The following is a 23,757-nucleotide window of genomic DNA, read 5'->3' as shown; positions in this document are numbered from 1 at the left end:
CAGCAGCAATCAGGCTTGCCATAGCTGTAGGTATTTCAAGTGTTTTGGTTATGGCTATTCGTCGTCAAATCGGAGTTCACGCTCATGCTTACTCGCTTTAGTTGGAAACATCGCGCTCTGACTGCGATCGCAACTACTATTCCAATAGCTGTATGGACTGTACCCAAAGCTCATGCCGTAACCTTCAACTTCAGCTATGCACCTGGCACAACAGCCGAGCAGATGTTGGTAGTTGAAACGGCTGGGCGCATGTGGTCGTCCTATTTAACAGATGAAACAGAAATCAATCTCTACATTGAGATGACGAATGCTCTACCCGATCGCGTCATTGGCGGTGCTTTACCGGGCGTTCAGGCCAAAGAAAGATTTGGCGATGTGTATAAAGCATTAAGAGCAGATGCCGCATCTGACACAGATTGGCAGGCTGTGAATACGATGGCAGTTGACGGTAAGTACAATCGGCAGTTGCGAGGCATTATTGACAATACGTTCACAGGAGGAATCAACAGTGTTAATCTGACAAGCGCTAATGCCAAAGCTCTTGGTTTAGGAGATACAAACGATGACAGCAGGCTAGATGGCGTCATCCTGATGAATGATTTGACCTCAGCGTCTGGTATTAGTTGGAATTATGATGTCACCCAAAATCCTGGAGAAAATCAGCTTGATTTTCTCAGCGTGATCATGCATGAAATTGGTCATAACCTTGGCTTTGTCAGTATTGTTGATACTCAAGACGCTGTTCTAGATGATCCGTGGCGTAGTTCAGGCTGGCTATTTGAGACTGGTTACTACGGCCACGGTAGCTTCTATGGTTATAACTACAACTACAGCTATAACTATTTCAATAACTCCAGCCAGTACCAAGCCTATCTACTAGATGCATTTCGCTATACCTCTAATAGTCAAATAGCGGGCAAGAACTTTATCGATTTGTCTCGGAGTGAGGATGCTTATTTTTCCGTGGACGGAGGGGCAACTCGCAATTGTGAAATGTCGGCTGGCACTTCAGTTGACTCATTTCAAGGTAGTCATTGGGAACAGCGCGATGGAGATGTAATTGGCATCATGGATCCGATGCTGGACTTGGGCCAGCGGCGTTCTGTCAAAGACTGTGATCTGATGGCCCTGAACGTGATTGGTTGGGATATCGCTGATGATGCGCCGATTTTAGATTTGGCAGATCTGTATGACCAGTCGCTAATGGATTTGGGCGACGTGTTAGGCATCGAATTGCCAACCCTCGCAGACTTGGTAGCGCGTGAAGAGGATCTGACTGCCAATCGGCTAGCCGATGTCGGCAAGATGATTCAAGACAGTAAAGTTTATGAATGGACGGCCAGCGGGTGGTGGCAAAACGGCAAAATTAATAGTGTTTATGAATGGACGGCCAGCGGGTGGTGGCAAGAATCGGACATCCTGCAATACATGCGCTGGCAAACGTTAGATCAATCAGCTGTTAATCGTGCAGATGCTGAGGGTTTTAAGCTAGTTGCTCATCAGGCTAAGTCAACTGCAGTGCCCGAGCCGATATCGGTTCTTGGCTTCGTCGGTATGATTATGGCCAGTTGGCGATTGCGGCACAAGCGATTTTGGCACAAGTATTAATTCTTGAATCAAATTCAAAGAAATGTAGAGAGACTAAGATAGTTTGGGATATTTAAAAGTCAGTCTAGTCTTATTAACGGCAATTTTGATTTTTCTCCCTTAAAGGTGCATCAATGCGGAAATTACTGGCTATCGATTAGCGATGAAATGAATCTATATGGATGTGATGTAGCGAAAAATGGTTCAGCGTAAGTTTATTGCCGCAAGTGCTACCTTCATCCCTAAGCTACTTGGCTTCACGATTGGCTTTGTATGTTGTCCTGTTGCAGCATTTGGACAAATTGCTCCGAGTGCAGGAGTGGGTTCAACAGGGACGGTTGTTGCACCAGGATGCACTAACTGTTCGATTACGGGCGGAGCAGAAGTCGGGAGTAATTTATTTCATAGCTTTGATCGCTTTTCAATTCCAACGAATGGATCAGCCGTTTTTCGCATTGGCAATAATCCTGACCTGATTAATCCTGGCAGCATCCAAAGGGTGTTTGCACGAGTCGTTGGGGGCGGAATTACCTCGATTGATGGCTTGTTGCAGGTTGAAAACAATGCTGATCTATTTCTGCTCAATCCGAACGGTCTAGTTGTAGGTGAGAACGCCACTCTGAGCGTTGGCGGCTCATTTGTGGGCAGCACAGCACAGGCGATTGAGTTTGCGGATGGGAGCGTGTTTGGTACAAGGGAGACTTTACTGACGGTGACGGCTCCGATTGGGCTGCAACTGGGGCGCACTCCAGGACAGATTATGGTGCGTGGTGCTGGACACAACCTGTTTACCAATCCGGATTTTTCAATTAATCGAGATTTACGCACACTGCGATCGCAAGGACTGGTTTCTGGCCAAACGTTAGCGCTGATTGGTGGTGACGTTGTGTTTGATGGCGGCAACCTAACGGCTCCTGGTGGGCGCGTGGTGGTAGGAGCTGGAACTGGCGGCACTGTTGAAATGGTGGCAAATCGTCTGGGCTACGGCTTTGATTATGCTGGTCTGGCAGAGTTGGCCGATATTCGCTTGGTTAATGCCGCTTCCATTGATACCAGCGCTCCAACTCGTGGTGGCCAAATCCATCTGCGTGGACAGGATATTCAAATTTTAGATGGTTCAAACCTGCTGGCTAATACGACCGGCACAGGTGTGGGAGGGCATGTTGCGATCGCAGCGGACTCTCTCTTTTTAGCGGGTTTTGTTCCACCACCAATTTCTGCGTTTCCCCTGATTGCCGCGATTCAATCGGGGATTAATGTTGATGTCGAGGCGACGAGCTCAGCGCGAGGCGGTCAGCTCAATTTGCAGGTCGGCACTCTTCGTGTGGAGGATGGCGCTCAAATTACCGCCGATATATTTGGCCAAGGTCAAGGCGCAGACATCATTGTCAATGCAGAAACCATTGAGCTAATTGGCGATCTTCCCATCGGGCCTAGCGCTATTTTGACGAATGTTGGTTTTGGGGTTACAGGGCAGGGCGGTGATATTGCCCTTCATACCCATCAATTGCGCGTCTTAAATGGGGCTCAGGCGGGTACGCGTACTTATGGCCCTGGCAATGCTGGAAATTTCATCATCAATGCCCAAACTGTTGATGTTCTAGGATTTTCAAACGGCTCAGACTTCAATGGCAATCAAACAATACCCAGCCTTCTAACAACAGCAGCAGAAATTCCGCCTGCTGGTGCTGGAGGAGCGTTACAGATTGATACTGATCGCCTTCGTGTTGCCAATGGTGGACAAATTGCAACCAGCACGGCAAGTTTTTCAGCTCCGGCTGGCGACTTATTTGTCAACGCTAACACCGTTGAACTCAGCGGCCAAACGTCAGAGGGTCGGAGTGGATTGTTTGCCAGCGCACTGTTTGGAGAGGGCGCAGGAGGCACTATTACGGTCACTGCAGAGGAATTATCTGTGTTGGACGGTGCCACCATTAATGTCAGCAATTTCCCTAGCAGTAGTACTTCTCGGGTTCCACCGGGTTTCGGCGCGGCTGGAAATATCAACCTGGATGTAGCCAAGATTTTCTTAGACAACGGCTTGATTACTGCCGACACAGTGTCGGGAAATCGGGCCAATATCTATATCCTGTCGGATCTTCTGTTGTTGCAAAATCAAAGTCGAATCAGTACAAACGCAACAGGTAGCGCTACGGGTGGCAATATTGTGCTAGATACGGAAGCGCTGGTTGCTTTCAGAAATAGCGATATCACGGCCAATGCTCAGGCCAATTTTGGGGGGCGTGTAGATGTTACGGCCAATGCCATTGTTGGGACGGAGTTTCGGTCAGAGTTAACTCCTGACAGCGATATCACGGCATCTTCGGCTTTAGGCGCTGAGTTTAGCGGGGTAGTTGAAATTAACAGTCCAGATGTGGATCCAAGCCAAGGGGTTGAACCTGAGCAACGGGTAGAAAATCTAGAGCAAATTGTCGCAACCTGTGAACAACTGTCGGGGAATGAATTTGTGATCGCTGGCCGAGGTGGACTGCCGGCTGATCCGAGTCAGGTAATTCTGAATCAATCTGTTTGGCAAGATCTGCGGCTCACTGCGATCGCATCCAACACATCCATAGAAGAATCCAAAAAATCCATTGCCGTATCAGCTGCAGTTCTCAACAGTCGCGATCGCGAATTGGCGGCCTTGACTGAGACAAGCCCAGTTGAAGCACGGGGGTGGATTGTAGATCACAATGGAAACTTGATGCTGGTGGCTACGATGCCTACTAACCAAATGTTTCCACCTGCAAGTCATCTTGTCTCTGCCGGAAGCTGTCGTGATGAAGGATAGAGAAATGGTGCGTTGGTATTGGCGTTTGCTCCGGTTTCCTCGATGGTGCTCCAGTCTGCTCTTGGCGCTCATGAGCTTGACGGTTGCGCTAGTCCTACCTGCAATCTCAACGGAGGTTGCATCACAGGCTATTGTACGCCCAGCGCTATCTGAGTTTGCCCTCCCTGAAATGGCTAATATAGCCCAACTAGCCAGTGATCCAGTAGAAGCGTTGGATCAGGGGTTAATGTTTTATCAGGCGGGCCAATATGCTGAGGCTTTGAATTACTGGCAAGCGGCTCGTGCTGGATTTCAGCAGCGGGGTGAGCGCCTCAATACTGCTTTAGCGTTGAGCTATTTGTCTCTTGTTCAGCAGCAACTGGGGGATTTTGAGGCTGCAGAACGTGCGATCGCAACTAGTTTAGAGCACCTCAACCAGGGATCACTCGATCAAGCTAGCCAGCAGATCTTAGCGCATGCCCTCAATACTCAGGCGAGTCTTTACCTGGCGCAGAGCAATGCAGAAGCGGCCTATGAAACATGGCAGGTAGCAGCAGACGCGTATCGAGCGACTGACGATCAGGCTGGGGTTTTAGGGAGTAAGCTCAATCAAGCCCAAGCACTGCAAACCTTGGGTCTCTATCGTCAGGCCCGTGCATTGCTGCGACGACTGGGGAATGAACTTCAGGACAGCCCAGCATCCTTGGTCAAAGCAACCGGATTGCGGCAACTGGGGTCGGCGTTGTATTTGACTGGTAATATCGAGCAAGCAAACGAGATTTTGCTGCAAAGTTTAGCGTTGAGTCAACAGTTTGGCGATCCGCTCCTGACCAGCAGTGTTTTTTATGACTTGGGGCAGGCCAGCCAAATTGCTGGCGATTGGGCCGCAGCATTGGATTTTTACCAACAGTCAGCACAGTATGCACCGACTGCCTTGGCCCAAATGGAGGCACGCGTTGCTTTTATCAAACTGTTAATCGAAACCCAGCAGTGGGAGTTGGCACAACCGCTTATCCCCAACTTACTGGCAGATCTAGGCGCTTTACCAGCTAGTCGTCAAACCGTTTATCTTCGGGTCAACGCTGCTGCTATGCTGCTCCAAACCCTGCAAACAGACCCTGAACCCAGTTCAGCCACGCTTGAAGCCGATGCTGAAAATTTTGCAACGCCAATCGTTTTAACCACACCTGAAGCCATTGCCCAGAATCTAGAAGCTGCAGTTCAATTGGCTCGGCAATTGCAGGATGAGCGTGCGCAATCGCTAGCTCTGGGGCAACTAGGCCAGGTTTATGAGCTGACTGAACAGTGGGAATTTGCGGAACGCTTGACGGCTCAGGCACTAATGCTGGCTGAACTCAATAATTCGCCAGAGATTGCCTACCGTTGGCAATGGCAACAGGGCCGTATCTTTAGAGCTCAGTCTGGTCGCAGGGCAGATGCGATCGCATCTTATAGTGCTGCGGTCAAAACACTTAGAGAGGTTCGTCAAGATCTAGTTGCGACCAATGCCGAGTTTCAGTTTTCTTTTCGGGATACCGTAGAACCCGTTTACCGTGATTTAGTTGACTTACTCATTCAGCTTGGCGCTTCCGAAGCCGATTTGCGCCAAGCTCAGGATACATTTGAAGAACTACAAGTCGCTGAATTGGAAAACTTTTTTCGATCGGCCTGCCTCGATACAGCCGCACAGCGGATCGACCAAATCGACTCGCAAGCCGCCATTTTTTATCCTATTGTGCTGCCCGATCGGGTCGAAGTTGTCCTATCTATACCGAACCAGCCGCTACAGCATCATACTGTCGCTTTGACGGCAGCCGAGGTGGAAACTCAATTGGATCAATATCTCCAATCGCTCAATCCTGTTTTCTCCAATGAGCAGCGACTGAATATTTCTGCCCAAATTTACGACTGGTTGATTCGCCCATTTGAACCTCAGCTTGCAGAACATCAGGTTCTCACACTAGTTTTTGTGTTAGACGGCACTTTGCGTAATGCGCCAATGGCTGCCCTGTATGATGGAGAACACTATTTGGTTGAGAAGTATCGCATTGCATTGACACCCGGTTTGCAGTTGTTGCGATCGCAATCCTTGGCAGAGACTAATTTACAAGTATTAGTTGGAGGTATCACTGAAGCTCGGCAAGGGTTTGCAGCATTACCCGGTGTTGTCCAAGAAGTTGAGCAAATTTCAACAACTCTACCGTCTAGAGTGGTGCTGAATGAGCAATTTACCCGACCTACTATTACTGAGCAACTGAATGCCAATGATTATCCCATTGTGCATTTTGCAACGCATGGGCGTTTTAGCTCAAATCCGCGCGAAACGTTTCTTTTGAGTTGGGAAGAGCCTATTAGCGTACAAGAATTTGACCAGTTATTAGGGGCACGCCAGATTCCACGCGCTAAACCGATTGAACTGCTGGTTCTCAGTGCCTGCGAAACAGCAGCAGGCGATCGGCGGGCAGCTTTGGGTTTAGCAGGGTTAGCGATTCGGTCTGGAGCCCGCAGCACGCTCGCGACGTTATGGTCGGTTAATGACCAATCCACAGCCCAGTTTATGGCAGATTTTTACAAGATTCTTCAAGATGACTCTCAAGCTCGGGGCGAAGTGCTTAGGCAGGCCCAGCTTCGGCTCCTGAATGATCCACAGTATCAGCACCCTTACTATTGGGCACCCTTCGTTTTAGTCGGCAGCTGGACTTAATCAACTGATCATCTCATCCTTTAGTTTCAGATCCTGAACCTTGCCAAGCAAACATCTAGTGCTGCGTCAAATAATCTTTGAGGGTTGGTATGCCGCGCAAAGCACAGCGTATCAACCCTCAAAACGCATCAAAACAACGTTGACAAACCTCTAAAAGGAATGTTTAAGTGCAAGATCTGACAAAAGAGGTTTCATTTTTTACTAATAAATTCTTTATGCTTATCTAAATCGAGTTGTCCCAAAATTACATAAAGTACCTGTCAATGTTGGGTAAAGCATTCATAAATATGGCGCAAAAAGAATAGGTAATATTAATTCTTTGCTTGACATTTATGTATCAATTGCTTCTTAATTCTGGATCCGTGTATACTATTTATATTCTTGAAAAAATAAAACTGCCGAATCCGCCAAGAGTCAGTAGTCTTTGAGTATAGGGTGTGACTGCATATGTTGGGTTATTAGTCTTTGAATAAGTTTTTATCGTTATGTCTAAAACACTCTTGTTTAAGTCATGCCAGCGGGTTCCCTTATTTTGTATATCGCTCGGTTTGCTCGGTAGCATAGTAGCACTGCCAGTTCGTGCCCAGTCTGACTCTGTTTTTCAGGCTATCCAGGCCAATAGCTTTACCCCGCCTCAAACCGGAGCACCGGGAGGAACCAGCGGTGGCGCATCCCGTGGAGATGGTGTCTGCGCTTCTGGTTCAGTCGCTGAGGGGACTAGCGTGAAATTACTTATTGCTTCGTCTGCTCAAAATTTAACAACTCGTGCGCATCCCACTTACTTTGCCCATATTTCAGGCAACTCGGCGACACAGCTGTTTTTGAGCCTCCAGAAGGAAAGTGGTGAAAGTCATTATCAAACTATTATTCCAATCACTCCGGGCTCTGACCTAATCATGATTCAGATGCCAGATGATGCCCCAGCGCTAGAGATTGGAACATCCTACAACTGGTCAATTGCACTGATTTGTGGAACATCCTTACGTCCAGACGATCCGGTGATCACGGGACAAGTTCGCCGGGTAGCGATTGATGCAGCAACCTTAACACAACTTGAGCAGATGTCTGCTGTAGAACAGGCTGCTTGGTACATCAAACATGGTATTTGGTTTGATGCACTGAAGGCGTCTATGGATTCTCAGCAAACTGTTCTCGTGGAAGCACTGTTGAATTCGGTCGGTTTAGGTGATGTAGCTGCGGTGCTAGCATCAGATACTTCTGGAGTACGTTAATCTAATTTTCTTATTTTTGTCTAGAAATTATTCAGAGACAGTCTTTTCGGACTATTGGGTTTGCAGCATTCTGTAAAGACTTATTTGAATGCCGTGCATTCAACTCTAGATTGGGAACTCTTGGCTTAGCAGGTTGATGACAATGCTTTAAGAAACCGTTTGTGCTGTGCTAATTGATGTGTCTTACCGAGAATGTGGATTAAGCTCCGCCAATTTTTATTTCAGTATCGATCGCTGTTACTGATTACTGCGACATCTACAGCATTAATTGGCGGCTTAGGCCATTTGGGTGTTTTTCAATCTCTAGAACTATCGCTTTACGATCGCTTCTTAAGAAGCCAATTTCAGCATACGACTGATCATCGCTTTTTAGTTGTAACTATCAGTGAGACGGATCTATCCCAGTTGGGGCGCTGGCCTTTAACGGATGAAGATTTGGCTCAGACAATTCAAAATATTTCAACATATGCACCGAGTGCGATTGGTTTGGATATCTATCGCGATTTGCCAGTTCCTCCTGGAACAGAGCAAATAGAGACAGTTTTTCAGACAACTCCAAATTTGATTGGGGTTGAGACCGTCAGTGAGGGCATAGCCGTTGCGCCACCGCCGACTTTGGCGCAGAAGAATCAAGTTGCGATCGCAGATTTACCTAGAGACGTAGATAACGTGGTGCGGCGCAGCTTAGTAAGCGTGCAAATGGATGAACAGGCGCAGACCCAATATAGTTTTGGTGCGGCTTTAGCGCTCATTTACCTTGAGCAACAGGGAATTAAACCTGAAGAGGTTTCAATTGATGAACCGTACCATGTACGGCTGGGAAATACGGTTCTTAAACCTCTTAAGTCTTACGACGGCGGCTATACCAACATTGATGCTCGGGGATACCAAATTCTCCTGGGCTACCGTGCTACGAATCAGGTATTTGAAACGGTATCTATTTTAGATGTGATGCAGGATCGAGTCTCGCCTGAACAAATTCGCGATCGCATTGTTCTCATTGGCGTGACCGCCCCCAGTCTCAATGATTTGTTTACAACCCCTTACAGTGCCCCGTCTTATCATCAGGCACAGCAAAGTCCAGGCGTTTTTATCCATGCTCATGCGGCTCGGCAGCTATTAGATATTGCCCTAAACGATCAAAGTTGGATAACTGGCTGTCCTGAATGGTTGGAGTGGTTCCTCATTCTAATAGCCGCAAATATAGGGACTGCAATTGTTGCATTTAATCTCAAACCAGAACAATCGAGTAGTTCTTTGATTCTGAAGCGCATTCCTCTTCTTTTAGGATTTGGCAGTTTTGGTTTATTTGGGATTAACTTTTTGCTCTTTCAACTCGGCTGGTGGTTTTCGAGCATTACGCCGCTGCTTTCAATGTTTGGTTCTGCCACGATTAGTGTCGTGTATCATAACCATTTGCTATACCAACTGGCCTATGTTGATGCCTTAACGCAAATTGCCAATCGTCGCTGCTTTGATCAATATTTGGCTGACAAATTAGCAGTGAGCCGATATCTGTCGCTGATCTTGTGTGATGTAGATTATTTTAAGCTTTATAACGATACCTATGGGCATCAGGCAGGAGATGCTTGTTTGACCAAAGTGGCTCAGGCCTTGCGTCAAGCGATTCGTCGAGGTGATTTTGTGGCCCGCTATGGTGGAGAAGAGTTTGTTGTTGTCCTAACAGATATCCAACCCGATGTTGCACTTCAGGTTGCTGAGCGAATGTGCCACCAGGTCAAATCGCTTTGTATTCCCCATAAAGCCTCAAAGATCAGTCCTTACGTTAGTTTGAGTTGTGGAGTCGTGAGTGCTTCTAACCTACATCAATGTTCGATTGAGTCGTTGATTTCCTATGCTGATAAAGGTCTTTATCAAGCGAAGCAAGAGGGGCGCGATCGCGTTGTGATATACGAAATTTAGAGAAAATTTAGAGAACGATATACATTTCCGTTACAACCAGCCCGTCATAACCAGTGGTAAATCATGTCGAGAAACGCCTGATTTTCTATCAGAATGTAGATTTTTGAGGAAACTCTGCGGTTTTTGTTAGGTTGCATTTGTAGATTGAAGTATAGAGACGCTTTCAGGATGCCTCAGGTTTTAGGAGGTTCACTATGCTTTATCGACATCGATCTCTACATCGAATAGTGCAGATCGGCAGTGCTTTGCTGATGGCGGGAGCAGTCAATCTGGTGTCGCTACCGCCAGTGACATTACCTGCTGCGGCTCAGACAACTGCGATCGCAACTCGGATGAATGAACTCCAGCAAAGTCAGCAGCGCTGGATTCAAATTGACACAACCCGCCAACGCCTAATTGCTTGGGAAGGCAACACACCCATCTATGCCGTTATTGTTTCAACGGGTAAGCCATCCACCCCGACACCAACTGGCGTATTTGCAATTCAGTCGAAGCATCGCACCGCGCGGATGCAGGGTGCCGATTATGATATTCCCGACGTGCCATTTACGATGTACTATTCCGGCAACTATGGGATTCACGGCGCATACTGGCATCACCGCTTTGGTACACCCATCAGCCACGGCTGCACTAATGTCGCCGTTGACCATGCGGAATGGCTGTTCAACTGGGCTTCAGTCGGTACACCTGTAATCGTGACAAATTAGTGAAATCACTATAAATCATCGGGTTTTAACTGGACTTCACTAATTTAGTGAGCGACGATGTGATTAATTGTGTGGTGATTGCAGACATTCACGCTTTGCCGCCGACAAAGGGAGTGCCCCAAAATGTCCAGTTTTCTTTATTGAATGGACTGCGCCATTTTTTGATGAGTGCCGATTCGAGCTGCTGGCGCGGTTTGCGCTCAGCCGGAGCATGGGGCCAGAAGCCGATACTTAGCGCTGTAGGAATTTCTAACTGATAGTGAGTTTGACGGTAGTTGACCAAGTAGCGCTTGCAGTCATGTTCGCCTTTCCAGCGCTGATTCGACTTAACCGTTTCGCCCACATACAGCAGAATTGGCACTTCGTAGTCGATCACAAAATAAAGTGCGGCCACACCAACATCGTCAAACTTCCAGCGCCAAAACTCAGTATTTTGCTGCCGGAGCGTAAACGGGTCGATCTGATCTAGATCAGTACTTGGAATTGGATCTGAAGTTAAGTCTGAACTTGAATCAGAAGTTGAATTGGGAGTTGCGATCGCATCTACCGCATCTACTGCATACGTCCCAGCCGACTCAGCCGCAGTAAACAGTGAGCCTTGGCAGGGAACTTGCTGCTCAGCCAGCACATTCTGCTGAAATCGATAGACTCGCTGCTTCCAGTCCTGCAGCATTTTGGGACTGATTTGAACGTCCGTACAGCGATAGCTGTAGAGTTGGCGTTCTTCCGCTACAGAAAAGAGGGAGCGCTGCTCAGTCACAGTAATACCTGTTGGAATCCGTCAAGCCTCTACTTTAACAAGCAGTAGCGGTTTTAGATCTAAAAAACCGCTAAATATAGCGGTGTAGCTAGTCCAGGATCGCTAACTGTTGGAGTTTTCTTTGGGCTGGTTCCCATCAGGATGACGAAATGCCGCAATCAGTAAGCAAATAATCCCAATATTGATAAAGACATCAGCCATATTAAACACCGGAAAGCGGATCAGCCGAAAATCCAAGAAATCAACGACTTCCCCGGCGGCAAAGCGATCAATACCATTACCTAGCGCACCGCCCAAAATGCAGCCGTAACCGAACTGCTCCCACTTATTTTGCACTGGCCCAAACCAAGCTAAGGCCATCAACCCGAAGCTGACCGCAAGTGACAGCCAGCGCAACCATGCACCATTTTCGCTGAACAAGCTGAACGCTGCGCCGGAATTGGTGACATAAGTAAAGTGAAACACACCGGGAATGATCGGCAGACTCTCAGGCGGTGTAGTGAGATTAAAGTTACTAACAACCCACCATTTTGTGAGCTGATCAATAATAAGGGCCAGAAAAGCAATGAGCCAAAATAGGCGGTTGCGAATAGTCATACAGCGTTTTGGTACGTCACCCCAATGATTATGACAGGATTCCTGAATTTCAGGCTTCAATAAAACATTAATCGGCGCAATGAAAAGGATAGGACAGTAATGATACAGGCCATCACTAAATGACCAGGTATGCGATAGATCGAATAGGCCCAAATTGCTTGTCCATAGGAGAGTAGGGATGTATCAACCCAGCCAATCAAGTAGGCTGCACTAAGATACACCAGCCCAACAGCATGAATGGCGAGTAGTCCCATCAGGCAGCTGAAACCTAGAATTTCCAGCTTGGGGCGCTCCTGAAAGGCAAAATAACCACAGATCCATGCGCCTGGAATGAAGCCGAGTAAATAGCCAAAGGTGGGCTGCTGAATATAGCTTAAGCCGCCGCCCTGATCAAAAATTTGAAATTGGAAGATGTCAAACCAAACAATCCCAAGGGCCAGATAGGCAATTTGGGACATAGCCGCAGCATTTTTGCCACCCAGGCAGCCAACTAACAGGACGGCTCCAATCTGGAAGCTGACGCCGAGGGATTGAAACTCTACGCCTGTTTCTCCCCATTGCCAAGGCACACTGGTCGTGAATGCCTCAATCAGCGTTCCGCCAATTGTGAGAAAGAGGCCCACGAGCGCCCAAATTAGGTCTGTCAAAGAAATCACAGTGTTTGCACGTTATCGCTCAACTAGATCGGGTGGTGTGAATGATATTAAAGTCTGCTTGAAAACCCATGATTTATTTTGGGTGAAAGGCTGGCTTAGCCAGCCTTTCACCCAAAATAAATCGGATTCTTATAGGCGGGCTTGATCGGTGAACTACCAGTTAACGAACTGGGAATTGTCGTTATGGCATTCTACTGGAAAATTTGAGTTTTCCTACGAAGGCAACAGGAGTAGTCGGAGCCGCCTAGGTTCTCTCGGCACCGAAATCAAAAAGTTTTTTTAATTGCAGATTCTGCACGTACAGTGGCCGCAATCACGCCGAGAAGCCAGGGGATACCAATCAGCCAGCCAGCCAGGACATCGCTTGGCCAGTGGGCACCGAGCGCTAAGCGAGCCCCACTGACTAAACCAACGAATAAAACTGCGATCGCAATAATGACGCATCGTTCTACCCAGCTATGGGAGGCCCGCAGCCAGAGATAGACCATCAGCCCATAAACGACGGTGATCACCGTGGCGTGTCCGGAGGGAAATGCGTGTAAGCCCGGTGCCGCGATGCCATCAGCAATCAGGTCAGGACGGTCGCGGCTCCACAGACCCCAGCTAATCCACACGAGGGCAAACTGCAGACCGTAGGCAGCCACCATACTGGCCGCTAGGATGGGTTGCGATCGCAGCACCATAATGACAGTAAATACTGTCACCGTCGGCAGCATCACCATCAGATTGCCAAAGGATTCCCAGGTAATGCCCTGCGCGAAACTGAGCGGTAGCTGCTCGACGATGACAGGCAGCATCTGGGTATCCCAAGCTTGCAGCCACTGATCCTGCACGGACTTAGCGTAGGCCATGACGCAAAATGTCCAAATGGCGCAAATGCCGAGACTGATCGCCAGCGTCTTGCCCCAGCGTCTCCAGGCTGATGAGGGTAATTGGCGGGCATCCTGCCAAAATCGATACCAAACGTGCCGAATCGCTGTTCCAGTTACCCATCGCGCCATAGTGAAAGCTTTTCTCTACCCAAATAAATGCCGCGATAATATCACTGTGGCAACCTAGACTGATAGTATCCAGCGGCGGATATGATACGGCTTTCACCCCCATTCGTTCCTGCTATACACTAGACTTTATTGGAAATAAAGTTTTTGGGGTTGGAAATTGTTTTGTAGCGCGGCTCAGCCGCGCTACAAAACAATTTCCGATAAAGTCTAATGAAATGCGTGGGTAATGGTATTTCAGTCATAATGAGCGATATCGCTTCAGTTTTAGAATCTATCGTTGGTGCAGAAGCTGTACAAACCGCCGAGCAGCAGACTTCACGCTGGCAAACAGCGATTCTCTACGAGACGGCAAAGCCGAACGCACGTTTCACCCAGTCTGCTCAACCTCCTTGTCTCGTCTTTCCAGCCGATATTGACAGCCTGGTCGAAGTGATGCGCTGTGCTCACAGCGAAAACTGGCGAGTGATGGCCTGTGGACACGGCAGTAAGCTCACGTGGGGTGGTCAAGTTCGGGCAGTCGATGTAGTGATCAGCACCGAACGTCTGAATCAAATCGTGCAGCACGCTGTGGGTGATCTAACCGTTACGGTACAGGCAGGTGTCCCCTTTGCAGCATTGCAGAACACATTGCGACAGGCCAATCAGTTTCTGCCCCTTGATCCAGCCTATTCAGAGCAGGCTACCGTCGGCGGTATTGTTGCTACAGCCGATGCGGGCTCCTGGCGGCAGCGCTACGGCGGCGTGCGGGATCTGCTGATTGGGATTTCTCTGGTGCGATACGACGGCCAGACTGCCAAAGCTGGCGGTAAGGTTGTCAAAAATGTTGCTGGCTACGACCTGATGAAGCTGATGACGGGTTCCTACGGTACGTTGGGCATCCTGAGCGAGTTGACGTTTCGCACCTATCCCTGGCTAGACGATTCAGCGACGGTGGTGCTGGCGGGGAAACTAGATGCGCTCGCCCAAGCTGCATCCGAAATTCGAGCTTCGGTACTGACTCCTACGATGTTCGACTGGTTGTCAACGCAGTTTATGCAATCGTTGGATTTAGATGACAATCCAGGACTGGCAATTCGCTTCCAGAGCATTCCCGAAAGTATTACTGAACAGTGCGATCGCATTTTGAAGCTGAGCAGCGAAATGGGCATCAAGACTCATTTGATTACCGATGAGGCCGAAACGGATTTGTGGGACGGTATTCAAGCTCAGCTATGGCCCACAGATTCTGATCTGACCGATCACTGCACCTGCAAAATTGGCCTACTGCCATCCGCCATCATGTCGCTTCTCCAGCAGCTAAACACCTGGACTGAGCAACCCTACTGGGGTCGCATCCACGCCAGCAGCGGCATCGGCACGCTACAGTTTGCGATGTCTGCCGATACTGAAAAGTCCATGATTGAACTGCTGAAGAATGTGCGATCGCACTGCGAATCGGCCAGCGGCTATCTCACGATTTTGGAAGCTCCACCCAGTATCAAGTCTGCCATCGACATCTGGGGCTACACTGGCAATGCTCTCTCGCTTATGCAGGGCATCAGCCACCAGTTCGACCCCGATCAGCGCCTCAGCCCCGGTCGCATGTTCACCCAACCCTCTGCCAGATAAGCCGTTCCATGAGAACTCGCTACACTGGAAACGGATGTCACCTTAGGACGTATCGCAGTTGAATTTTCTGGATGTTCACACCTGATTTTGCCCCAAAAACAAGACCCTAAATAGTGCGCTACGCTTCGCTTTAGCGTAGCTATAGGGTTATATAGCCAGCACCCCACAAAGCTCCCTTGCCCTCTTTCTCCCCCATTCCCCCATTCCCTTAACTCCCTGCATAGCCCCTAACCCCCTCTACAGCCCTTTCCCATGAACATCCTGATCGTAGAAGACGAAGCCGAAATCGCTCAGTTGATCAAGCTTTATCTCGAAAAAGAAGGATTTAACTGTCAAATCTGTCGCGATGGTGCAGAGGCGGTTCGTGTGTTTGAAGAGTGGCAACCGGATCTAATCATCTTAGACTTGATGATTCCGACGCTCGACGGTCTAGAGGTTTGCGCTCGGATTCGGCAGCAGCCCGGCAGCAAAGATCCCTACATCATGATGCTGACGGCTAAGGGAGAGGAAATTGACCGAATTATTGGCCTGTCCACCGGAGCAGATGATTATGTCGTCAAGCCCTTTAGTCCTCGCGAGCTAGTGGCGCGAGTGCGGGCACTCCTGCGGCGATCGCTGCGTCAGGGTGGCGGTGGCGGTGAGCAGCAGTTTACCTACCAAACGCCGCACTTTAGCGTCGATGTGGAGCAGCGGGTGGCTCAGCGGCAGATGGATGGTAAGGCGGAGCAACTGGATTTGACGGCGCTAGAGTTTAATCTGCTCGCAACCTTTCTTAGCTATCCCAGCCGCGTCTGGAACCGATCGCAACTGATCGATAAGCTGTGGGGCGGCGATTTCTTTGGCGATGAGCGGGTGGTGGATACGCATGTGGCGCGGCTGCGTAAAAAAATTGAGCCTGATCCCAGCAATCCCATGTTTATTAAAACGGTGATTGGTGTCGGCTATAAGTTTGAAGATGAACCCGATGAGGCGGCATGAGCAAACTCAATCTGCGATCGCGCTTTTTGCTTTCTCACTTGGTCGTCATGGCTGTCGGCATGATCGCGCTGGCCACCATTGGCCGCATTTACGCGCCCCGTCTGTTTATTGTGAACGTCAAGCAAATCATTGGCCCCTTCACCGTGCGGCAAAGCCAAACCCGGCTGGTGCAGGAGTTCAATCGCGCCTGGACAGAGGGCATGTTGGTATCGGTTCTGGTCGGTGGTGCGACCGCTGGTGGACTGAGCTACCTGCTGTCACGCCGGATTATTACGCCGCTGTTGCAGATTGAACAAAGCACGCAGAAACTGGCAGCGGGTGATTTACATGAACGGGTGCCGGGTAGTGAAATCCCTGAGCTAAATCGCTTAGCCAACAGCTTCAATCGGATGGCTGCCGAACTGGAGGGCGTCGAACAGCGCCGCCGCGAATTGGTCAGCGATTTAACCCACGAACTGCGGACGCCGCTCACCATTGTGGAAGGTTATCTGGAAGGATTGGCCGACGGCACCATTGAGACGGATGCCGATATTTATCTGCGGCTGGCGCGGGAAACGCGCCGACTGCGGCGGTTGGTCAACGATCTGCAAGATTTGTCCAAGCTAGAGGCTGGCTATCTGCCGATCAATACTAAGCAATTTGATATTCGACCGCTGCTAGCGGCGATGATCGAGCGATTTTCTACCCAAGTCCTTGATCCCGATCAGCTTTCACTTGTATTGGATGCGCCCGATCAATTACCGCTGGTGCTGGCCGATCCGGAACGGGTTGAACAGATTTTGGTGAATTTAGTCGGTAACGCTATCCGCTACACATCAGAAGGACAAATTGTCATTACTGCCTATACGCAAGAGCAACTGTTGTGGATTGCGGTGGAAGATACGGGGCAGGGAATTGCCGAAGATGACTTGCCCCACGTCTTTGAGCGATTCTGGCGAGCCGATCGATCCCGCGATCGCAACTCAGGCGGTACGGGAATTGGTTTAGCTATCTGCCGCCGTTTGGTTGAACTTCAGGGTGGACAGATTCAAGTGGAAAGTCGGCTGGGACAGGGCAGCACGTTTCGGTTTTCGCTGCCGCTAGCGCAGTAGGTTGAACCCAAGCAACGAAAGAGGCACGCTTCGCGTGCCTCTTTCGTTGAATTAAACGGATATTAGCGAATCACTTCTTCAAAGCGAGTGGTTGAAGGAGTCTCAGCCGATTCAGCGGGTTCAGCCGACTCGACGGTCACGGCCTCAACGCTGCTGTCATCGTTGGTTTGGCTAACGCTGGGGGTGCCCACCTGGAGCCGTCTGCTGACGGAGATAATGCCGTCTTCACGAATCAGAACTGCGGAGATCCAGCGATTATCGGAGGTGGCGGGAGCCTCCCCAATTTTGAAGAGGCCGCCTGAGGTCAAGGCTTCTAGTTCCAGCGGAGTGGAATTGAAATAGCCTTCTGGCGTAATTTGTTCTTCCATCGCGCTGCCCAGCAGTAAGCGATCGCCCAGAGGTTCCTCTACAATCACATCAAAGTTGAATTCCTGGCCCAGACCAACCTGCTCTGGCAGATTCACGGCGATTTCTGGGGGATTTACGCCCGTTTTGACACGGCTATCTTCTGACAGAATCGTTTGCCGCACGATTTGACCACCTTCATAGCGCTGCTGCGATTCGATTACGGATTCAATCGTGACGGCGCGCCCGTTGACATCGCGGGTGCCAGTAATGGTGGTTTGGGTGTCGGCGACGATGGCATTGCCCTCTTGCTGCCAAGACTGCAGCTCGGTTTGATAGCTGACTTCTGGATATTCAAACCAAAACTGGGTAATGGCCCGCTCTAAATCATCCCGCGTCAGTCCATCCGAGTGGACAATCGTGGGACTGTAGAATTCCAGGATGGCCTGTACGTCTCGCTCGCTGGCGGCGGCATCAATGCCACTGAGAATGCTGGTCAACTCAGCGGGAGCGGATTCTGGCGGTGCGGCTTGAGCGGATAGCTCACTGCTGCCCAACCACAGTGTTGTTCCCATCAGCAGAGAGGAAGCCAGCATGACGGCACGATGAGCAATTTGACGATGTTCAAAAGTCGGCATATTGGTTGCTAGACGTATAGGTTGGACAGTTGGGTTGGACAGTTGGAAATCTTGACACTACTTTAGCGTTTGTCGCCAGGGTACGTCCTCAGGTAGATCATAAGTTAATCTGTGAATAAGTAGCTGCACATAAATAAATGCATATCTTAAAAACCGGAGGAGCGCCCCTCCGGAGCGTTACCCCGGTTTTTAGATGGGTTTATTTATGGCAACCTACTTATTAGCGAATTTGTGTTTGGAGAACCTGGAGTATTGAGCACGTCTGCCCCCCGTTTGTTAATTGCCGCAAGCGGCACCGGAGGACATCTGTTTCCTGCGATCGCAACCGCTGAACGGCTCCCCCAGTATTCAATTGAGTGGTTGGGAGTACCAGACCGCCTGGAAACGGTTTTGGTTCCAGACCAGTATCCCCTGCACACGATTGCAGTAGAGGGATTACAGGGGCGGTTGGGTTTACGTACCGCTCGTTCCTTCCTGCGCTTCCTGCGTTCTATTCAGCAGGTGCGCCACATTCTGCACCAGGGGCAGTTTGACGGTGTATTTACGACCGGGGGATATATTGCGGCACCCGCTATTATTGCCGCGAAAATGCAGGGACTGCCGACTATTCTGCATGAGTCCAATGCGCTGCCGGGAAAAGTAACCCGCTGGCTCAGCCCCATGTGCAGCAGCGTGGCGCTGGGCTTTGAAGCAGCTGCTCAATATTTACCCAAAGCAAAATCAATTTGTGTCGGTACGCCCGTGCGATCGCAGTTTCTTCGGCTGGTCGCGTCTAAGTCTGCACCGCCCAGTTTAGAAATCCCAGACGATGTGCCGCTAATTGTCGTTATTGGTGGCAGTCAGGGGGCAGTCGCGGTGAATCACTTGGTGCGCGAATGTGCCCCTGCTTGGTTTAAGGCCGGAGCCTGGATTGTTCATCTCACGGGCAGTAATGATCCGGAGGCCGACAGTCTCAGTCATCCTCAGTACATTGCCCTGCCGTTCTACGACCACATGGCCGAATTGCTGAGCCGTGCGGATTTAGCGGTGAGTCGCGCTGGGGCGGGGACGCTGACGGAGCTGGCAATCAGCCACACACCGTCTATTTTGATTCCTTACCCCTTTGCAGCAGAAGATCATCAAGCCTACAATGCGGCTATCTTTGCAGCGGCAGGAGCCGCCCAAGTGTGTCGTCAGTCGGAACTGACAGCAGATATCCTGCAAGAAAAGGTGATTAGCCTGCTGGAATCGCCTGAGCGCTTAGAGGCTATGAAAGCGGCAGCTGCTCGGTTGGCGATTAACGACAGCGCCGAACAGCTTGCCGATCTTGTGGCCCAACTGATTCCAAAGCCGACTCTCAAAAAATAGGGTAGGCATCATCCACTGACAGGGTCGTTAAACATTGGTGAATTCAAATGTGTTGCGACCGGATGATTCAGACATCGGTACGGGCGGCTGCGCCATCTCGGTTTGCCATGCCTGCCAGTAACTGCCCATCCGTTTAACAAATGCTTTAGGCTTTTCTGCGTAGATCCGTTGACCCAAGAACCGAGCCTTGGTCTGTAATTCAATCTGTCGCCGCTGAATCAGGGCCAGCAGGACGCCGAGCTGATCGTCATCGGCAAACGCTTCTGGGTCATCGCTAATAAATGTCCGCAGCACGGCAAGGTCGTGATCATCACCCAGCAGGTCAGCCAGTTTCTTGGTCTGCTTTTTCAGTACCTTCAGCGGCTTGGGCCACATCGGGGACAGAATTCGCAGGTGGTACCAGAGGTATTTCACCCGCTTGCGCCATTCGTGTAGATTCTCGGGAGTGGGCTGTTCGCACGCCTGGAAGAAGTCTTGATAGCCTCGCTTATAAACTCGGTGCAGTCCGCCCTGAAGCGCGACCCATTCGTCGTTGATGCCCCAGGCTTGAATCCGGGCTTGGGCGGCTTCTAGATCGGACACGATGTCGGCAAGTTCTTTTTTATTGGGCGCTGCGGATTTGCGGGCCGTCTCGTAGGCATCGACGAGAACTTGGCGAATCTGATCAAACTGCTTGGGTTTGATCGTGTCCTGATAGTGATCGAGCAGGTCGTCGAGGGTTTCGACGCGCACTTGGGCATCACGCACGTCAGACAGTTCGCGACCCGCATCGCGGAAGCAGACGTTTTCTTGCTTGTAGGCATCGTGGCCAACATCATCCCGCAGTAATCGAACGAGTGCTCGCAGTTTTTTGAAGTGTTTGCGAGCGCTGTGAATGGCTTCATCTCGATTGGCTTTGATACTGCGCGTGAGCTGATGAATGGACGACTCAATTTGTTCGTCAGCGATGCGTTTAATACCAACTGGAACGGCTTCCTGCTTTTTAAATCGATAGGACATTAACTTTGTATCTGTAACTTGTATTGGGGCAATGTTTCTATTCTTAAACTCTAAAAAATTCAGGATGCGATCGCACTCCATCAGGTGGTGGAAATGCTTCTCTATCTAGATCTAGAAACCGAGCTTCTGTCGCAAGTATTTGGTTATACAAAATACGCGAAACAAGAAACCCGGTTTCTGGGATATCTCAACTTCAACCGATTAGCTGAGATGGCGGGTGAGGATGCTGATTTGGTCGTCGGGATGGCGCTGGGCGAGGATGCGCGCTACGTCTCCGGCACTGGGGCAGGGGATGGGCTGGCTCCATTCGTTTGCTTCAGCAAAGCCGCGCCGATGCAGGTTTTTGATGGTGATGATGATGTCGGGACGGGTGCCGAGCAGGATAATCCGCAGGGGATGGCGACCATCGCGAGCTGGTTGACTGGGAATGGTCGCAGCGGGTTGTGGCGCTGCGTCAGAGGCAGCACCGAGAAAGAGGTATGTCATTGTGTTTCCTTGTGTTTTTGACTTTCGAGAGGAAAGCCAAAAACCTAGCCACCCCGCAATCCTGAAGTGCAATGCAGGGTGGCTCTAGGGTATGATCCCTCAAGCCTCCGCGTTGCCATGCTCAACCGGGGGTTAGCTATCCAGGGTTGTTGCCGCAACTCTGGGTAGCGCTGACTAGATTTTTGGTATCCAGTTGCGATCGCAACTTAACGTTTCACAGTACGGGATTTGGCTTTTGGAGTTAATACAGGTGTAATGGCAGATTCTCAGATTGGAAAAGAGGCTGTTAGACTTCGTTCTTCAACTAACCATAAATTTGGGGATTGTATCAAACACAATATTGGTATGGAATAGAAAAATGGGCACGAAATATTACAAGAACGAATTAAAATTACGTTCATTTCTCAAAGCTAGCAAAGATCTAAATATGCTTTTTGAGCAGGAGCAAGAACTATATATTAAAAATATTAATTGGATTACCAATATTTCAGTAGCAACTCTTGCTTTTACCCTAACCGCTCTAATTCAAATAAGATTAAGAAATAACACTTTTAATGAAATTGATATAGGGTTTATTCAAACATCAATGCGTTCAATATTTGGTGCTATTGCGCTTGGATTTATGAGCCAGATAACTCTATTTAGAGAAAATTCTATGTCCCTTTTCATCAAAATTGCTATGGCATTATTGGATGAAAAAATAAAAAAAAACCAGAGGCTTGCTATCAGATACTGAAACAAAGGGGGAAGATGAAAGAGATGCAAAAATTTTAATTCAACTCGAACCAGAAAAAACAACTTGGAGAATCGTAAGAAATTTTGAGCGAGAAATATTGTTTGCTTGCCAATTATTTTTATACGTGATCGGTATAGCAAGCTTTGGGCAGTACATATCCAGTTTTTTCTTTGGTAATACTGCGAGTTTAATAAGTGTTGATACTAATCTTTTTGGCTTAGTTAAATATCTTTTTTTTATTGGTTCACTAGTAGCCTTTGTAATTCCATCCTTTACTATTGTTTTCATCCCTTTAATCTCTGTGGGTCTAATTCCCCGTGGCTTGCCACGTTAGTGGTAGCGCGGGAGTGCGTCCCGAAGGGCAAATTCCGTAATGCCCCGTCCGCTTGCGGCGGGGATAGGAATTTGAGCGCCCCGCGAGATTTACTCAAATTTGTCATCTTGTCAAGACCTGTATTGGATGATTTAATCCTAAAGTTGCAAACTGCTTTAAGAAAAAATATTGGACACGATATATAGTGTCAGTGCGAACAAAAGACTTTCATATAATCGCAGTTCTTGTGAATTAAGTTAAAGCTTGAAATGTAATAACCATATGAATTATGCCAACGCTAACCCATTCGGAAGAAACAGAATATTTCTGTCAAAGAATAATGTTGAAAGTTAGACGATAAAACCTACTAACAGTTTTGGTTCGTTTTAATTGTCTATTAGCTTATTCAGCTACACTCTCTAACGGAATAATGATTTTTGAGTCAATATTATTGATTATGTCTTCTTTAGAGCTATATGTTTCCAGCGGCAATACCCAGGGATATTTTTCAAAATGCTCAAACATTCCATACTTCCTCTGAGAGCTGAGTATGATGGGTTTTACTTTGACGGAGGGAAGAGAGGGAACAATAAAAGCCAGCTCATGTGGAATTGCTTTAGCATCAGTTATATCGGCAACTATAAATCTCGACAAATGAGCTAATGTAACAACAGTTTCCGTTATACTTCTATTCCCAGGAACATCAAAATCGAACAAGATTGGAATATAGTTTCTTTTTCTTAACTCATTCTTTATTGCATCTAATATTTCTTTCCTTTCAGAAGTAAACCGACCTAAAATCAGTACGGCTTTTTTCCCAATAGTTTCAATAGCATCTCTAATATTCTTATTCTTTATAAGAAGATGTATAAATTGAGCGATCTGAATGCTGTCAACAGTTATCAGAGGCTGGTTTGGCTCAGTAATAACTAAGTCTTTTTGTATAGCTCCATTAGTTTGATTGTCCCATGCTGAGATTCCATAAATATGTGCACCAGATAAATTTGAATTTTCAAAATCAGTTTTAATTGCTATTGCTTGCCGTAGGATAGCTCCACATAGATTACAATTTGAGAGATTGGCTTTGAACAAGCCTACTCCTCTGAAGTCAATTTTTGATAAATCTCTGCCACTTAAATTAATACGAGTCAAATCTGGCTGAATACGTAAGTTACTGTATCTCCAAGAGTTCCAGGTATCAACGTCCCCATCTAAGATGATTTTCATGTGTTCAGGATTTCCCATACATCCTCTCAAATATTTATTCTGTATCTAAATC

The 23,757-nt window shown here is 48.6% G+C and carries 20 protein-coding genes; 12 read left to right on the top strand and 8 right to left on the bottom strand.

Translation table 11 applies throughout. From position 1 onward, the window contains the following. Positions 1-84: 84 nt before the first annotated feature. The 6 genes from AC286M_RS27470 to AC286M_RS27445 all read left to right on the top strand — a co-directional run bounded on the left by AC286M_RS27470 (position 85) and on the right by AC286M_RS27445 (position 10,923). Positions 85-1,608 (top strand): NF038122 family metalloprotease, encoded by a 1,524-nt coding sequence (locus AC286M_RS27470; protein ID WP_488207413.1) that lies wholly within the window; start codon positions 85-87, stop codon positions 1,606-1,608. Positions 1,609-1,786: 178 nt separating this feature from the next. Continuing rightward, complete coding sequence (locus AC286M_RS27465; RefSeq protein ID WP_488207412.1) at positions 1,787-4,378, top strand: two-partner secretion domain-containing protein; 2,592 nt, start codon at positions 1,787-1,789, stop codon at positions 4,376-4,378. A gap of 4 nt (positions 4,379-4,382) precedes the next feature. Beyond that, a complete protein-coding gene (locus AC286M_RS27460) occupies positions 4,383-7,061 on the top strand; it encodes a CHAT domain-containing protein (RefSeq protein ID WP_488207411.1) in 2,679 nt (892 codons plus the stop codon). Between the two features lie 485 nt (positions 7,062-7,546). Continuing rightward, positions 7,547-8,293: a DUF928 domain-containing protein gene (locus AC286M_RS27455; RefSeq protein ID WP_488207410.1), complete on the top strand. Its 747-nt coding sequence runs from the start codon at positions 7,547-7,549 to the stop codon at positions 8,291-8,293. A 192-nt stretch (positions 8,294-8,485) separates the two neighbouring features. Continuing rightward, on the top strand, positions 8,486-10,216 hold the full coding sequence (locus AC286M_RS27450) for a CHASE2 domain-containing protein (RefSeq protein WP_488207409.1): 1,731 nt from the start codon (positions 8,486-8,488) through the stop codon (positions 10,214-10,216). Between the two features lie 194 nt (positions 10,217-10,410). Then, positions 10,411-10,923: a L,D-transpeptidase gene (locus AC286M_RS27445; RefSeq protein ID WP_488207408.1), complete on the top strand. Its 513-nt coding sequence runs from the start codon at positions 10,411-10,413 to the stop codon at positions 10,921-10,923. An 88-nt stretch (positions 10,924-11,011) separates the two neighbouring features. Here AC286M_RS27445 and AC286M_RS27440 read toward each other — a convergent pair whose 3' ends face one another. The 4 genes from AC286M_RS27440 to AC286M_RS27425 form a co-directional block, all read right to left on the bottom strand. Continuing rightward, positions 11,012-11,683 (bottom strand): GIY-YIG nuclease family protein, encoded by a 672-nt coding sequence (locus tag AC286M_RS27440; RefSeq protein ID WP_488207407.1) that lies wholly within the window; start codon positions 11,681-11,683, stop codon positions 11,012-11,014. 102 nt (positions 11,684-11,785) lie between these two features. Then, positions 11,786-12,280: a signal peptidase II gene (gene lspA, locus AC286M_RS27435; RefSeq protein WP_488207406.1), complete on the bottom strand. Its 495-nt coding sequence runs from the start codon at positions 12,278-12,280 to the stop codon at positions 11,786-11,788. 56 nt (positions 12,281-12,336) lie between these two features. Further along, positions 12,337-12,936 (bottom strand): biotin transporter BioY, encoded by a 600-nt coding sequence (locus AC286M_RS27430; RefSeq protein WP_488207405.1) that lies wholly within the window; start codon positions 12,934-12,936, stop codon positions 12,337-12,339. Between the two features lie 266 nt (positions 12,937-13,202). Continuing rightward, a complete protein-coding gene (locus tag AC286M_RS27425; RefSeq protein ID WP_488207404.1) occupies positions 13,203-13,937 on the bottom strand; it encodes a phosphatase PAP2 family protein in 735 nt (244 codons plus the stop codon). Between the two features lie 243 nt (positions 13,938-14,180). Here AC286M_RS27425 and AC286M_RS27420 point away from each other — a divergent pair, with 243 nt between their 5' ends. The 3 genes from AC286M_RS27420 to AC286M_RS27410 all read left to right on the top strand — a co-directional run bounded on the left by AC286M_RS27420 (position 14,181) and on the right by AC286M_RS27410 (position 17,614). Further along, complete coding sequence (locus AC286M_RS27420; RefSeq protein ID WP_488207403.1) at positions 14,181-15,545, top strand: FAD-binding oxidoreductase; 1,365 nt, start codon at positions 14,181-14,183, stop codon at positions 15,543-15,545. A 252-nt stretch (positions 15,546-15,797) separates the two neighbouring features. After that, positions 15,798-16,523 (top strand): response regulator, encoded by a 726-nt coding sequence (locus tag AC286M_RS27415; RefSeq protein WP_488207402.1) that lies wholly within the window; start codon positions 15,798-15,800, stop codon positions 16,521-16,523. Then, positions 16,520-17,614 (top strand): sensor histidine kinase, encoded by a 1,095-nt coding sequence (locus AC286M_RS27410; protein WP_488207401.1) that lies wholly within the window; start codon positions 16,520-16,522, stop codon positions 17,612-17,614. The genes AC286M_RS27415 and AC286M_RS27410 overlap by 4 nt, the downstream gene beginning before the upstream one ends. Positions 17,615-17,676: 62 nt before the next feature. Here the strand turns inward: AC286M_RS27410 and AC286M_RS27405 are convergent, their stop codons facing one another. Continuing rightward, positions 17,677-18,597: a nuclear transport factor 2 family protein gene (locus AC286M_RS27405; RefSeq protein ID WP_488207400.1), complete on the bottom strand. Its 921-nt coding sequence runs from the start codon at positions 18,595-18,597 to the stop codon at positions 17,677-17,679. Between the two features lie 252 nt (positions 18,598-18,849). Between AC286M_RS27405 and murG the strand changes: the two genes are divergently transcribed. Continuing rightward, positions 18,850-19,944, top strand: coding sequence for an undecaprenyldiphospho-muramoylpentapeptide beta-N-acetylglucosaminyltransferase (gene murG / locus AC286M_RS27400; protein ID WP_488207399.1), 1,095 nt, complete (start codon positions 18,850-18,852; stop codon positions 19,942-19,944). Positions 19,945-19,971: 27 nt separating this feature from the next. On the opposite strand, the gene AC286M_RS27395 is transcribed toward murG, so the two are convergent. Both AC286M_RS27395 and AC286M_RS27390 read right to left on the bottom strand, forming a co-directional pair. Then, positions 19,972-20,943: a CHAD domain-containing protein gene (locus tag AC286M_RS27395; protein ID WP_488207398.1), complete on the bottom strand. Its 972-nt coding sequence runs from the start codon at positions 20,941-20,943 to the stop codon at positions 19,972-19,974. A 201-nt stretch (positions 20,944-21,144) separates the two neighbouring features. Further along, complete coding sequence (locus AC286M_RS27390; RefSeq protein ID WP_488207397.1) at positions 21,145-21,429, bottom strand: hypothetical protein; 285 nt, start codon at positions 21,427-21,429, stop codon at positions 21,145-21,147. Positions 21,430-21,856: 427 nt separating this feature from the next. On the opposite strand from AC286M_RS27390, the gene AC286M_RS27385 reads away from it, so the two are divergent. Continuing rightward, a complete protein-coding gene (locus AC286M_RS27385; RefSeq protein ID WP_488207396.1) occupies positions 21,857-22,165 on the top strand; it encodes a hypothetical protein in 309 nt (102 codons plus the stop codon). Continuing rightward, the gene (locus AC286M_RS27380) at positions 22,149-22,499 is read left to right on the top strand and encodes a hypothetical protein (RefSeq protein WP_488207395.1); all 351 of its coding nucleotides are present in this window, start codon (positions 22,149-22,151) and stop codon (positions 22,497-22,499) included. The genes AC286M_RS27385 and AC286M_RS27380 overlap by 17 nt, the downstream gene beginning before the upstream one ends. A 381-nt stretch (positions 22,500-22,880) precedes the next feature. Here AC286M_RS27380 and AC286M_RS27375 read toward each other — a convergent pair whose 3' ends face one another. Next, positions 22,881-23,723, bottom strand: a complete 843-nt coding sequence (locus AC286M_RS27375) for a pentapeptide repeat-containing protein (RefSeq protein WP_488207394.1) — start codon at positions 23,721-23,723, stop codon at positions 22,881-22,883. Positions 23,724-23,757: the final 34 nt, after the last annotated feature.

The sequence above is a fragment of the Thainema salinarum CENA647 genome, from assembly GCF_057732415.1.
This window is presented reverse-complemented; position numbering and strand designations above follow the sequence as displayed.